Consider the following 13,105-nt stretch of genomic DNA (forward strand, 5'->3'; position numbering starts at 1 on the left):
ATCTTTTGATCTTGAAATTTTAAAATCAAAAGATCGCAGCCTCGTTTCACTCGTCAGCTCCTACAGAATTTCAGAATTTCAGGGTTGCAGGGTTGCAGAATTTCAGGGTCTACCCGGGAATGCTCAGCTGCCGGTGCGGATTTTGTTCCACACCCGCGTCCGGATGCGGTCGATGTTCAGCGGCATCGCCTCCAGTGCGAACAACTTGCCCATCATTTCCGGGCTCGGGTACACCTTGGTGTCGTTCTTGATCGCCGGGTCGATCAGGCTGTCGGCCTGTTCGTTGCCGTTGGCGTAGTGCACGTAGTTGCTGATGCCGGCCATGACGTCCGGGCGCAGCAAGTAGTTCATGAACGCGTAACCGGCCTTCTCGTCCGGGGCGTCGACCGGCATGGCGACCATGTCGAACCAGATGGCGGCACCTTCCTTGGGAATGTTGTAACCGATGTCGACACCGTTCTTGGCTTCCTTGGCGCGGTTTTCCGCTTGCAGGATGTCACCGGAGAAACCGACTGCCACGCAGATGTCGCCATTGGCCAGGTCGCTGGTGTATTTCGAGGAGTGGAAGTAGCTGACGTACGGCCGCACTTTCATCAGCAGCGCTTCGGCCTTCTTATAGTCCTCGGGATTTTTGCTGTGGTGCGGCAAGCCCAGATAGTTGAGCGCCGCCGGAAGCAATTCCGGGCCGTTATCGAGGATCGCCACCCCGCACTTCTGCAGCTTTTCCATGTTCTCGGGCTTGAAGATCAAGTCCCAGGAATCCACCGGCGCGTCATCGCCCAGTACGGCTTTGACCTTGGCAATGTTGTAGCCGATGCCGGTGCTGCCCCACAGGTACGGGAAACCGTGTTCGTTGTTCGGATCATTGACCTGCAAGGCCTTGAGCAATACCGGGTTGAGGTTCTTCCAGTTCGGCAACTGGCTCTTGTCGAGCTTCTTCAGCGCCCCGCCCTGGATCTGCCGGGCCATGAAGTGGTTGGACGGGAAAACTACGTCGTAACCGGATTTGCCGGTCATCAGCTTGCCGTCGAGGGTTTCGTTGCTGTCGTAGACGTCATAGGTGACGCCGAAGCCGGTGTCCTTCTCGAAATTCTTGGTGGTGTCCGGTGCGATGTAATCGGACCAGTTGTAAACCTTGACCGTTTCCGCCGCTTGGGCGAAGGAAACGGCGAGCATCAGCGGTGCCAGAGCGAGGGTTTTGCGGATCATGGATCGATTCCTGTGTAGGTTTTTTTGTTGGCAGGCAATCAAAGGATCAAATAATCAGAAAATCAGCACGTAGGTCTTGCGCACGGTCTCCTGGATATCCCAGATACCGAGCGTGTTGGCTGGCAACATCAGTGCGTCGCCGCCTTGTATGTGCAGGGTTTCGCCACCGCCATCCGGGGTGAACGTGCAGCGCCCGGAGATGAAGTGGCAGAACTCCTGCGCGGTGATCTGCCGGCGCCAGCGCCCCGGGGTGCATTCCCAGACGCCGGTTTCGACGCCGTCATCGCGCTCGACGCTGGTGGTCGAGGCGATCGCGACCGGCTCGCCGAGCGGCACGGCGACCGGGTTGGATTCGTCGAGTTGCAAGGTTGCGGTGTTCTTGAACTGGGTAATGCTCATGGTCTGACCTGTCTTTTGAAGAGAACGGCGTTAGTGCATGAAACCTTCCATGAAACCCGCGACCTGGCTGGCGAGCTTGCGCCGCCATGGCGCCGTCGCCGGGTTGGCCAGGGTCTGGTCTTCATGGACAAAACTTTTGATGATTGCGTTGTAACCGAGCCAGCGACACGGCTCCGGCTCCCAGGCGCGCAGTGCATGAATGCCGCCGTCCGGCAGTACCCACGGTTGATGTACCAGTTCGGTATCGCGCTCAAGAATCAGATCGGCCAAGGTTCGACCGCCGAGGTTGCTGGCGCCGACGCCCTCCCCGCCATAACCGCCGGACAGCGCGATGCCATTGGCGCGATCGCAGAGCATGTGCGGCTTGAAATGGCGCGACATACCGAGGTTGCCGCCCCAGGCGTGGGTGATCTGCACGTTTTTCAGTTGCGGGAACAGTTCGCCGAACAGGTAGCGCCGCAGTTCGACCTCATCGCGGGTCAGATCAAAGTTGTGGCGCAGCTTGCCGGCGAACTGATAACCGCCACGGGCGCCAAAGATCAGGCGGTTGTCGGCGCTGCGCTGGCCATAAGTGACCTGACGGCTGAATTCGCTGAAGGCCTGGCCACGATTGAGGCCGATTTCATCCCAAGTGGCGGCGGACAACGGTTCGGTGGCGACGATCAGGCTCTGCACCGGTAACTGATAGCGACCCAGCGGCGGCAACGTCACCGAATAGCCTTCCACCGCCGGCACGATCCAGCGGCTGCGCACGCTGGCCTTGGCCGTGCGCAAACTGCCGGATTGCCAGTGGGTGACCGGACTGTTCTCGTAGATCTTCACGCCCATGTTCTGCACGGTACGCGCCAAGCCGCGCACCAGTTTGGCCGGGTGAATGGTCGCCACGTGCGGCGCGAAGATGCCGCCGTAGGGTTTGGCGATACGGATCTGCTGCGCGAGTTGCTCAGGGCTGAGCCAGCGGTAATCGTTGTCGGTCAGGCCCTGGCTGTGCAACTTGGCCAGGTATTCACGCAACGTCGCCTCTTGCTCGGGGTAGCGTGCTGCGCAGTAAAGCACCCCGCCCTTGCGGAAATCGCAGTCGATCCCTTCGCGTTCGAGGACAACTTCTACTTCATCAGGGATGCTGTGCAGCAGGTCGAATGAAGCGCGGCGCTGTTGCGGCGACAGACCGGCCAGCAGACGATCTTCACCGAGCAGGTTGCCCATCAGCCAACCGCCATTGCGGCCGGACGCACCAAACCCGGCGGTTTGCGCCTCGACGATGGCGATGTCCAGGCCTGGCGCCAGCTTCTTCAGGTAGTAGGCCGTCCACAACCCGGTGTACCCGGCGCCGATAATCGCCACGTCGACATCCAGGTCCCGCTCAAGCTCGGGCCGCGCGGTCAGCGGCTCGTCGAGTTGATCCATCCACAAACTGATAGTGCGCCACGCCGGCATGCAAGACTCCGCCACTGAAAACCTTCGATGGCGTCGATCCTAGTGGCTGTCCTCAGGACAAGTCTTGCGCGCGTGTCCGCAAAGAAATTTGTTTCGCGTAAGCCTTCGGCGATTGCCCGGTGTGTTGGCGGAAGCAACTGTAAAACGCCGACAGCGAATTGAACCCGGCGGCGAACGCCAGTTCATCGATGCGCACTGGCGGCGCGGCGTGTTCCAGTGAACGCAGCAAATGCTGCAAGCGTGCCTGATTGACGTAGCGATAGAAGCTTTGCCCGAGCACTTGGTTGAGCAGGTAGGAAATCTGATTGCGACTGTACCCGCACTCCTTCGCCACCCGTTGCAGGTCGAGCTCGGGGTCCAGATAGGGCTGCTGTTTTTCGAAGTACTGCTGCAAGTCGTCGGCCATGAAGCTCAATTGCCGGGGCGACAAGCCCAGGCGACTCACCGCTGGGCGCTGGCTTGATGAGGTGGCGCCACTGGATTGCGTGCGCACCAGCGAGGCGTATTCGTTGACGCGCCAGATCAGCCCGTCCTTGACCGTGATCGCTTCGCTGGAGCGAAACGACACCAGGCCGTCGCCACCGCGCAGAGTCACTTCGTATTGAATGAACGCGGTGCTGCCGTCGACGCGAATGCGGTCGCAATGCTCAAGCAGTTCGTCGGATTCACGCGGCATGCTGACGCGCACGTACTCGCGCAACTCGTCGAGGCCGAGCACCCGATTCTGAAAGAAATCGTTGTATTGAATGTCCGGGTGATACAGCGCCATCACGGCGTCCAGATCGCGGTGTTTCCAGCTCAGGTGATAGCGCATGACCGTGGCGGCCGTTGCCTGGGTCTGTTCCGGGCCGTCGTCGTCGGCGTGCATAAAAGGCTCGGCGAAAAAGAATCGAGCTTGCCCAAGTTCGGCACAGGCTTCAATGACTAATCCGTAGTGGCACTTTGGCGATGATTGCGTAGGCCGTGACTTACATCAAAAAATGCGAAGCAATCGCAAAATGAACTGAAAAATCTCACAGGAAATTCACACGCGGATGCTACTTTTAATGTCAGTCACCGGTTGAGCCAATGAAGGCTCTTCCCACCTAACATGAGCAAAAGGAATCGCTCGATGAAGAAGGCGGGCAACACATGAACAAAGGGTCAAGCAAAGTCACGTTTCCCAACGCCTGCCAGTTGATGCGCTGGCATTTTCATCCCATGGGTTTCGAGGCGACGATGGATGCACCGGGCAGCATGATCGCCCGACTGTTCGATCGCGTCAGTGGCGAAACCATGATCGCTATCGCCGGCATCCCGTGTGCCACGGTGATGAATGCGGCGGATGTCGAGCGAATTATCGAGGCGGTGGAGGATGAGCTGGAGGCTTTCGTACCTCCAGAGCTGCTCAGGAGTTATGCATAACATCATGATTTAAAAAGAAAAGCCCGCAGCGATGCGGGCTTTTTTTGCTTATGCGATTTTCTTCGCTGGCCGGTGATCGGCAAAAAATGCCTTGCCCGCAGCGACACGATCGGATGCCCGAGGCATGTTCACTGCCTGATTTTCCTGCGGCTCGACGTACCAGTAGCAATGGCTGACCGCCCGGGTAATGCCAACGTACGCCAGGCGCAGGATTTCGTCCTTTTGTGCGCTGTCGTACGGCTCGCTGTCGCCACTTTTGCCCAAGCCGGCCATGCGATAGACCTGATTCTTGTACGGCGAGCTGGTCAGGTGCTGGCAATCGCCGAGCAGGAACACCGCATCGGCCTGCAGGCCCTTGGCACTGTGATACGTCAGTTGCTTCAGTCGCCGGGCCTCATAAGGCAAGCTCGAATCTACATTAACTACTGACTGAATATACTGCTCAATCAATAACTTATCGCTACTTTTTCGATACAGCATCAAGATTGAATCACCCTGACGATAGTGCTCGGCAAGGCGCTCGCCCAAAGCCCGATCGTCGCGTTCCAGTACCTTGACGGGCTGCAAAGGCTTCGGCTCGCCACTGGCCTTGGCTTTTTTGCCAGCAATTGCCGGTGCGGCGCGAACGATATGCTCAGCGGCGTCAATGATGTGCTGATGGCTGCGGTAGTTGTCGCTGAGCATCACCCGCGTGGTGCTTGGCGAAGGGAATTCCTTGTTGAATTCCATGAAGTAACTGGGCGAACTGCCACGCCAGCCGTAAATCGACTGCCAGTCATCTCCCACGCAAAGCAATGACGAGCGCTGAGCGCCCCGGCCGACATGCATGGCCGGCCCGCGACTGCGGATTTCAGTGAGGCTGGCGCGAATCCACGAGACGATCTGCGGCGAAACGTCCTGAAATTCATCGATCATCAGATGCGACATCGACCGCAGCAACTCATCGCTGATCAGCTTGAGGTTCTCTGGCGAATGTTCGCTGAACAGCGCGAACATTCGGTTGTAGGTCATCACGGGGGGCTTCTGGTCGAGCAAATGATCTTCAAACGCACGCCAGAACAGGCTCAGCGCTTCAAAGAAGAACCGATCCGGATCGTCCTTGGCAAAGCTCATTCGCCCGACGGCGTCCGGAACGTCCAGCCCCAGGTTCTCGATAAAGCCTGCCGCAGCGACAAAACAGTCGAGTAACGGCGCAGACGCCAACTCGCCTTTGACCTTGTAATCAAAGCCGGGCCCTGCAGTCGCGTCACCTGCCAGCGTCGCCAATACGCGCTTGGAAGATTCGTAGGAATCCAGCCATATCAATGGCTTACGACAGAAAGCTTGAAACAGGGTGCGTTTTACAGCCCACTCCGCGCGCACTGAAAGTTTGGCGTTGGGGCGACAGATTTGCGGGCTTTCCTGCGAATCAAAACCGAGTACCACCCAGGCATCCAGACTTGGAATATAGCCATGGCTGTGGAATGTCGAGCCATTGATGTCGAAAGTCTGGCGCTTGGACTCGATGCCCTTGATCGGCCAGGCACCGGCACGCAACCACAGGTCTTCAATGGCGTCGCACAATTCTTCATCACGCTTGGCCGCCAGTTCGGTCACGGCCATGCGCTTCTGCACGTCGGGATGCTCGCGCTCAAGTTCCTTGAGTTGCAAGCCTGCGCGCGACAACGGCTGAATCAACTGGCGGAAACGCTCGTCCTCGTTGAACAAGCGGTGATAACAGGCGTTGAGCTGCTGACGTTGGGCGTCGTTGATGCGCAGGTCAAACGGATTGCTGTCGACGTCTTCATCACTGCCCTGCACGCGGTGACTGAGGTTTTCAAACGCCTGCAAACGTTCGAATCCCGGCAGGCTGCGCACCATCGGCAGGATGCGCGAATGGAACGTGCGCACCAGTTCCCGCGCCTGCTTAAGGCCCAATGGTTGCCCCCAGAGCGTGAACAGTTCGATCAGTTTATTGATGAAATCCTTGCGCGATTCGCGGGTGAACGTCACCACGGTGAGCGAATCGAGTTCAAAACCCAGATAGTGGTTCAGTAACAGAATGCGCAAGACCAGCGTGGTCGACTTGCCGGCGCCTGCGCCAGCAACCACTGACGTCGATGGCGTGTCGCTGAAAATCATCTTCCATTGCGCGGCGCTAGGCTGCGCGTGCTCGGGTAGCAAACGGGCGACGTCAGCCTTGATGCGCTTCTTGAGTTCAGCGGTCAGCGGCAGCCGCCAGTCGTCAAACAAATGATTATCGACACTCGGTGGACGATGCTCGGTGCTGCGGCTGTCGCGGATCAGCAGGACTTGCCGCCCTTCTTCCAGGCCTTCGAGTTTGCCTTCATTAAAACCGTACTCAACGCCTGCGGTGTGACCACTGCGAAAACCATCAGCCTGGCCATGCAACCATGACGCGCGATGCTGCGCACGCAGGCGCGTCAGGCCATGGCCGAAGAACCGCGCGGCCAGGCGTTTGAACCACGGCATTTCAGCCAGTGGACGAAGTTCGGGAGGAAGATCGGGGATGTGTTGCACCACGCTGAGGGGCTCCAGGGTGTGAGGCTGTCGAGGGCTATGGTGTCTGTATTTGCCGCGCAGTTCTAGCGAAATGCTTTCATGTCATTGGTTTAGCCGATGAATTGAAGGTGAGTTGAAGCAATTTAGAACCTTCATTCAATCGATAAATTCGATCCTGATGCCGCACTTTTTACGCTTTTTATCGATGCTTTCCTGATAGATGATCAGCGCCATTAACCACCGGTTTCAGGAGACGATCATGCTTGAACTCAGACCTTTCAGCTCGCTGGGCGGTGCCCATCATGGCTGGCTGGATGCCCACCATCACTTTTCGTTCGCCGAGTATTACGATCCGCACCGTATGAGCTGGGGCAACCTGCGGGTGTGGAATGACGACATCATTGCCGCCGGTACGGGCTTCCCGCAGCACCCGCACCGCGACATGGAAATCATCACCTATGTGCGTGAAGGCGCAATTACTCACCAGGATAACCTTGGCAACAAGGGCCGCACCGAAGCCGGCGACGTCCAAGTAATGAGTGCTGGCACCGGTATTGCGCACAGCGAATACAACCTGGAAGCCAAAGACACGAAGATCTTTCAGATCTGGATCCTGCCGACTGAAACCGGTGCACCGCCGTCGTGGGGCGCGAAACCATTTCCGAAAGGTCAGCGTGAAGGCTTCGTGACGCTGGCGAGTGGCAAGGACGGTGATGACCAGAGTTTGCGCATTCGTGCCGATGCACGTTTGGTCGCAGCGAATATCAAGGCTGGGGAAACGGCCGAATACCGACTCGATGAAGGACGTCGGGCCTATCTGGTGCCGGCGACCGGTGTGATTGAGGTCAATGGTTTGCGTGCACAAGCTCGAGACGGTGTGGCGGTTGCCAATGAGCAGGTGCTGACGGTCACGGCGATTGAAGACAGTGAGATCGTGCTGGTCGATCTGGCTTGAGTGGCAGAAATGAAAAAAGGGGTGACCATTTTGGTCACCCCTTTTTTGCATCTGACATACGGCCCTGTGGCTGAGTGTCTTTGTGGTGAGGGGATTTATCCCCTCACCTCAGATGCATCACCTACAAAGTGTGCAGGCCCAGGTTACTTAGTGGAAATCGCCCCATCCACCAAGTTCTGCGCTTCAACCACCAATTGCTTGAGGTGGTCGTCACTGATGAAGCTTTCGGCGTAGATCTTGTAGATGTCCTCGGTGCCCGACGGACGTGCCGCAAACCATCCATTTTCGGTCATCACTTTCAGGCCACCAATGGCTTGGTCGTTGCCCGGCGCGTGGCTGAGGATGCTCTGGATCTTCTCGCCGGCCAGTTCGGTCGACGTCACCTGTGCTGGCGACAACTTGCTCAGCAACGCCTTCTGCTCCGGGTTGGCCTTGGCGTCTACACGTACCGAGAACGGCTCGCCCAGCTCATCGGTCAGCGCGCGATACGCCTGGCTCGGGTCGCGGCCCGTGCGAGCGGTCATTTCGGCAGCCAGCAAGGCCGGGATCAGACCGTCCTTGTCGGTGCTCCACACACCTCCGTCCTTACGCAGGAACGAAGCGCCGGCGCTCTCCTCGCCACCGAAACCCAACGAGCCGTCGAACAAGCCATCGGCGAACCATTTGAATCCGACCGGCACTTCGTACAGGCGACGGCCCAGGCGCTTGGCGACACGATCGATCAGACCGCTGCTGACCACGGTTTTACCCACGGCGGCATCGGCGCGCCATTGCGGACGGTTCTGGAACAAGTAATCGATGGAAACTGCCAGATAGTTGTTTGGCGCCAACAAGCCACCCGATGGCGTCACGATGCCATGGCGGTCGTGGTCCGGGTCACAGGCGAATGCTACGTCGAAACGCTCTTTCAGGCCGATCAGGCCTTGCATGGCGTGGCTGGACGATGGGTCCATGCGAATCTGGCCGTCCCAGTCGACGGTCATGAAGCGGAAAGTCGCATCGACCTCCTTGTTCACCACTTGCAGATCCAGGCGGTAGTGCTCGGCAATGGCCGACCAGTAGCGCACCCCTGCTCCGCCCAACGGATCAACGCCCAGACGCAATTTGGCGTCACGGATGGCGTCGAAGTCGATCACGTTGATCAGGTCGGCAACGTAGCTGTTCAGGTAGTCGTGACGATGAGTCGTGCTGGCCTTGAGTGCCTGCTGGTAACTGATGCGCTTCACGCCCGCCAGTTTATTGGCCAGCAGTTCGTTGGCCTTGGCTTCGATCCACTTGGTGATGTGGGTGTCGGCCGGGCCGCCGTTGGTTGGGTTGTATTTGTAGCCGCCGCTTTGTGGCGGGTTGTGCGACGGCGTGATGACGATGCCGTCGGCGAGGCCCGAGGTGCGGCCGCGGTTGTAGCAGAGAATGGCGTGGGAGATCGCTGGCGTCGGGGTGTACTCGTCACCCTCGGCAATCATCACGGTCACGCCGTTGGCTGCCAGCACTTCCAGAGCGCTCGCGCCGGCCGGAGTCGACAAGGCGTGGGTATCGATGCCAACGAACAGCGGGCCGGTGATGCTCTGGGCCTCGCGGTACAGGCAGATGGCTTGGCTGATCGCCAGAACGTGCCACTCATTGAAACTCAGGTCGAAGGAACTGCCCCGGTGTCCGGACGTACCGAACGCTACACGCTGGGTGGAAACCGATGCATCAGGTTGGCCGGTGTAATAGGCCGTTACCAGTCGCGGGATGTCGACCAACAATTCTGCCGGTGCCGGTTTGCCCGCAAAAGGACTGAGTGTCATGCAAAACCTCTGAGATAGAGTGGTTCAGGAAATACAGCGCAGTTTACTGGCAGTTTGACCGCAGTGCGATGGGATGTATCCGGCGCATCCCGGAAGTTTTTTAACATCAGCCTCCGGGCGCGAGACGCAGGGCATCCCCGACCAGCCCGACCACAGTCGCCAGATCGTGTTCGCTGTGACAGATCGGGCTCAGTCGCAAGTGATGAGCGTAGTGACCATTGAGACTGAACAGCTCGCCAGGTGCGATGACTACCTGCTGCTTGAGCAAACCATGGAACACTTCGCTCATGTCCACAGGTCTCACCGAATGCATCCAGACCGTGGCCCCACCCTGCGGCTCGATGATCTGCACGGCCTCCCCCAAACGTTCGCGCAGCAGTTGAATCAGTTGCGTTCGGCGCTCTTTGAGCAACCGCCGCAATACCTGCAGATGCTGATCGACGCGCCCACTAGCCAACAGCCGCGCGATCGCTTTCTGGCGAGCGGCAGACAAACGGAAGGATCGCAGCAGAAAATACCGTTGCAACTCACTGCGCCATTGCCGAGACAAGACAAAACCGTAAGGCGCCTCGGCACCGATGATCCTGTCGAAGGCAGAAAAGATCAGCAACCGATCAGGGTCGACCCATTCGCGCAAGCGCTGCACATGTGGAGCGTCCGCCAGTTCACTGCAACTGTCATTCTCCAGGACCCACGTGCCATGGTTTGCGAGCAGTTGTGCAATGACTTGCCGGTTGGCTTGCGGGCTGATACTGCCGTGGGGCATGTTCAGGACCGACGACAGCACAACCAGGCCAACACGTTCACTGGCGAGCAAGGATGCCAGACGTTGTGGGTCAAGCCCGCCATCGGCCTGCAAGGGCAACTCGATGACCTGTACCTCGAACGCTTGAAACAGCCGCAGGATCATCCAGTCACACGGCGATTCGATCAGTACGGTTGCGCCTCGCAACTGGAGAACGGAGATCAGTATCTCCAACACACCGCGCAGATCCGCCCCGATATACACATCATCTGCCTGCCAGCCATTCACAGCGCAGGTGGTGTAGCGCGCGGCAAGGACCGTGCGCAACTCAAGCTCGCCGCAGGGTTGCATCTGTAGCAGTGGCTGACGCGGATATTGACGCAACAACTCCCGCTCCAGCATCAACAAGGGACTGTCCAGTGGTTGCAGCGAAGCCGGATCATCGGCGCTCAATACGCACATGCCCGCACGCCTGGCATTGACGTATACCGCTTCAAGCAGATCATCAGCACTGCCCGTCGAAATCAACGACGGCGCGGTTTGCGCGTAATAGCCCGATTTGGCCACTGAAAAAACGCGCCCTTCCTTTTCCAGCAATGAATAAGCGTACTGGATGGTCGAAATCGATACATTCAACCGATCCGCCAGATGCCGCAAAGAAGGCAAGCGCACCGTGCGATCACAGTCAGACTCATCAATCAGCAGATTCAAATAACGGTAAACCGCCTGATACGCGAAACCGTTCTGCCGCAGGGCCTTCATGACCCAAAATCCCTGGTTATTGCTGCCATTGCCAGTTGACGACTCACGCTTAACCTTCCGCCGTCCGGTCGACGGCTGAAAGGCTCGATCCCGTATCCAGCCCCGTGCCCTGCGCAGCGTTGTCGCACGCCTGCGCCACGCACACAGGCCCCATGGCATACAGGCGGGCAATCAGTTTGACCGGCAATCCGCTGACATCAACCATCCACTTCATCACTTGCTCGGAGGCATGCAAACCTTGCATCGCACGATGCAGGTCCGGCAGGGCCACCAACATGCCGGGATGGCAATGACGCAAGAATCGTTCAAGCCCCGACCCTTTGTTTATAAACGGCGCAAACATCAGGCACGCCACCTGGATTTCGCCCAGTTCAAACGTTTCCTGCAGCTGTTTTGAAGCCTTTGAACGCAGTTGATCAAGGTCTGACAAATTTCCGAACGCGGCAATCAACTGCTCGCACACCGGCTCCGGCACTTGCTTGCGGCGCATGCCGAGCAACGTGTCCTGAAGAAATTCGGAAACGCCCGCCTCGTACGTTCGCGCCTCGACAAGGCTGGCCTGTAATCCCTGTAAATGAGCAGCCAGCAATGGATCGGCGAATTCGTTATCGCCCTGATACAACGACAGATCGTCGGCCTGCACGCCGAGGAATTCACTGAGCAATGGCCAGCGCTCCTCCAGCTTGCCGACAATCATGTCGTTGATATCGATGTAGCTGGTGCGACGGCAGGCTTCAAATTGCCCTTCCGGGCGCCATGGGGTTGTTTCGTCATCGGTATAGAAGTGCCGGTAGTAATCGCCTCCCAATTGATCAAGCAGTGGAAACAGCATCTCAAAACCACCGCGGTTCTCCGCAAGCCCGCCGATTCCAGCCTTCTGGGCGGCACGATTGAGGCCTTCGAGAAATAATGTCTGCCGGCGCGGTGTTTCACTGCCGATCATCGCATCCACGCCGTTATTCCAGCGTGCAATCTGCCCATAAAACTCGGCCGTTGCCAGGTAGGCGTCATCCCATAAATCCAGCGGCTCATTCCAGGTGCGGCAATGCCCTACCATCAGTAGATTGCTGCGATGCGCATCACGACCGTTCTCGCCAATAGGCGCCTGGTGATCAAAGGGCATCACCTCTCGATGATCCACCATTAACAACTCGACCCGTGGATCGTCATAGAGAAACAGGGCGCTGAAGCTGCGATGCATGTTTTGCAGGGCTGATTGACCGCTGCCGCTCCAGCGCAAAGTGGCCACACGCAGCTGGAAGGTCGCGGGGGCTCTCCCGGCGATGCTCAGTTGTGCGGCTCGCAGCAACGCCAGCGTGTAACAACTGTCGCGTGACCCGGACTGAACCACCAATACCTTGAAATTACCGATGTGTTCCATGCCACCCGCTGCCACAGACAATCGCTGGATCAGCAACTGCAGGGCTGTACGCTCCGCACGCGAGAAGAAACTCAGCAAACGCTGCAATACTTGCTGGTAGACGTAATTCATTGCCTGGTCATGGATCGTGCTCATCGGTATGTACCCGGTATCAATAGTTTCATGTCGCACGGACGGAAAAGGCGGCCGCGTGACAATTCATCAATAAGTAATAGACGCTCAGATGCTAACACTTACGCAATCGTAGTTATTGGAAACACTTGAGCTGTTAAAGGTTTGCGCTGTTTTAAACAGTGGATTCAACCCATTGTTATTGCTGGTGTTTTTTTTCTTATAAAATGCCCTAGGAAACTTCCCACAACGTCCCACGACAATTGAGCACAAGAAAAAAAGACGCAGCTTCGGAATCGCCCTACAACTATTAAACAGAAATTGACGTGACGGAAATAAGTAGACGCTTGATAGCGCGCAGGACAAATAGAATGCACAGACATGGCTCATTCCTTGAGATGAAAGTAATC

At 57.7% G+C, this 13,105-nt stretch carries 10 protein-coding genes; 2 read left to right on the plus strand and 8 right to left on the minus strand.

Features of this window, described 5'->3' with window-relative positions; translation table 11 throughout:
* Window positions 1–123 precede the first annotated feature (123 nt).
* Genes EJA70_RS19660 through EJA70_RS19675 form a run of 4 tightly spaced genes read right to left on the minus strand, consistent with a single transcriptional unit; the run spans window position 124 to window position 3,913 of the window.
* On the minus strand, window positions 124–1,209 hold the full coding sequence (locus EJA70_RS19660) for a polyamine ABC transporter substrate-binding protein (RefSeq protein WP_158832894.1): 1,086 nt from the start codon (window positions 1,207–1,209) through the stop codon (window positions 124–126).
* 54 nt (window positions 1,210–1,263) lie between these two features.
* Window positions 1,264–1,608: a cupin domain-containing protein gene (locus EJA70_RS19665; RefSeq protein ID WP_008086502.1), complete on the minus strand. Its 345-nt coding sequence runs from the start codon at window positions 1,606–1,608 to the stop codon at window positions 1,264–1,266.
* Between the two features lie 30 nt (window positions 1,609–1,638).
* Window positions 1,639–3,045 carry an FAD-binding oxidoreductase gene (locus EJA70_RS19670; RefSeq protein ID WP_008086501.1) on the minus strand — a complete coding sequence of 469 codons (1,407 nt, stop codon included), beginning with the start codon at window positions 3,043–3,045 and terminating at the stop codon, window positions 1,639–1,641.
* 52 nt (window positions 3,046–3,097) lie between these two features.
* Window positions 3,098–3,913 (minus strand): AraC family transcriptional regulator, encoded by an 816-nt coding sequence (locus tag EJA70_RS19675; RefSeq protein ID WP_158832896.1) that lies wholly within the window; start codon window positions 3,911–3,913, stop codon window positions 3,098–3,100.
* Window positions 3,914–4,176: 263 nt separating this feature from the next.
* Here EJA70_RS19675 and EJA70_RS19680 point away from each other — a divergent pair, with 263 nt between their 5' ends.
* Entirely contained in the window at window positions 4,177–4,449 is a 273-nt protein-coding gene (locus EJA70_RS19680; RefSeq protein WP_158832898.1) for a DUF1652 domain-containing protein, read from the plus strand.
* A gap of 48 nt (window positions 4,450–4,497) precedes the next feature.
* On the opposite strand, the gene EJA70_RS19685 is transcribed toward EJA70_RS19680, so the two are convergent.
* The gene (locus EJA70_RS19685; protein ID WP_158832900.1) at window positions 4,498–6,972 is read right to left on the minus strand and encodes a UvrD-helicase domain-containing protein; all 2,475 of its coding nucleotides are present in this window, start codon (window positions 6,970–6,972) and stop codon (window positions 4,498–4,500) included.
* A 238-nt stretch (window positions 6,973–7,210) separates the two neighbouring features.
* On the opposite strand from EJA70_RS19685, the gene EJA70_RS19690 reads away from it, so the two are divergent.
* Window positions 7,211–7,906: a pirin family protein gene (locus EJA70_RS19690; RefSeq protein ID WP_158832902.1), complete on the plus strand. Its 696-nt coding sequence runs from the start codon at window positions 7,211–7,213 to the stop codon at window positions 7,904–7,906.
* Window positions 7,907–8,049: 143 nt separating this feature from the next.
* Here the strand turns inward: EJA70_RS19690 and pgm are convergent, their stop codons facing one another.
* From pgm to EJA70_RS19705, 3 genes are all read right to left on the minus strand, one after another.
* Window positions 8,050–9,696 (minus strand): phosphoglucomutase (alpha-D-glucose-1,6-bisphosphate-dependent), encoded by a 1,647-nt coding sequence (gene pgm / locus EJA70_RS19695; protein ID WP_158832904.1) that lies wholly within the window; start codon window positions 9,694–9,696, stop codon window positions 8,050–8,052.
* 106 nt (window positions 9,697–9,802) lie between these two features.
* Complete coding sequence (locus EJA70_RS19700) at window positions 9,803–11,203, minus strand: PLP-dependent aminotransferase family protein (protein ID WP_158832906.1); 1,401 nt, start codon at window positions 11,201–11,203, stop codon at window positions 9,803–9,805.
* Window positions 11,204–11,252: 49 nt separating this feature from the next.
* Window positions 11,253–12,719, minus strand: coding sequence for a hypothetical protein (locus EJA70_RS19705; RefSeq protein ID WP_158832908.1), 1,467 nt, complete (start codon window positions 12,717–12,719; stop codon window positions 11,253–11,255).
* Between the last annotated feature and the right edge of the window lie 386 nt (window positions 12,720–13,105).

Origin of the sequence: Pseudomonas sp. PB103 (assembly GCF_009764635.1) — a bacterium.
GTDB lineage: Bacteria > Pseudomonadota > Gammaproteobacteria > Pseudomonadales > Pseudomonadaceae > Aquipseudomonas.

Coding starts and splice junctions, on each gene's coding strand:
- EJA70_RS19670 (WP_008086501.1), bottom strand. CDS start 3,045: ATGCCGGCGTGGCGCACTATCAGTTTGTGGATGGATCAACTCGACGAG.
- EJA70_RS19705 (WP_158832908.1), bottom strand. CDS start 12,719: ATGAGCACGATCCATGACCAGGCAATGAATTACGTCTACCAGCAAGTA.
- EJA70_RS19700 (WP_158832906.1), bottom strand. CDS start 11,203: ATGAAGGCCCTGCGGCAGAACGGTTTCGCGTATCAGGCGGTTTACCGT.
- EJA70_RS19675 (WP_158832896.1), bottom strand. CDS start 3,913: ATGCACGCCGACGACGACGGCCCGGAACAGACCCAGGCAACGGCCGCC.
- pgm (WP_158832904.1), bottom strand. CDS start 9,696: ATGACACTCAGTCCTTTTGCGGGCAAACCGGCACCGGCAGAATTGTTG.
- EJA70_RS19690 (WP_158832902.1), top strand. CDS start 7,211: ATGCTTGAACTCAGACCTTTCAGCTCGCTGGGCGGTGCCCATCATGGC.
- EJA70_RS19665 (WP_008086502.1), bottom strand. CDS start 1,608: ATGAGCATTACCCAGTTCAAGAACACCGCAACCTTGCAACTCGACGAA.
- EJA70_RS19660 (WP_158832894.1), bottom strand. CDS start 1,209: ATGATCCGCAAAACCCTCGCTCTGGCACCGCTGATGCTCGCCGTTTCC.
- EJA70_RS19680 (WP_158832898.1), top strand. CDS start 4,177: ATGAACAAAGGGTCAAGCAAAGTCACGTTTCCCAACGCCTGCCAGTTG.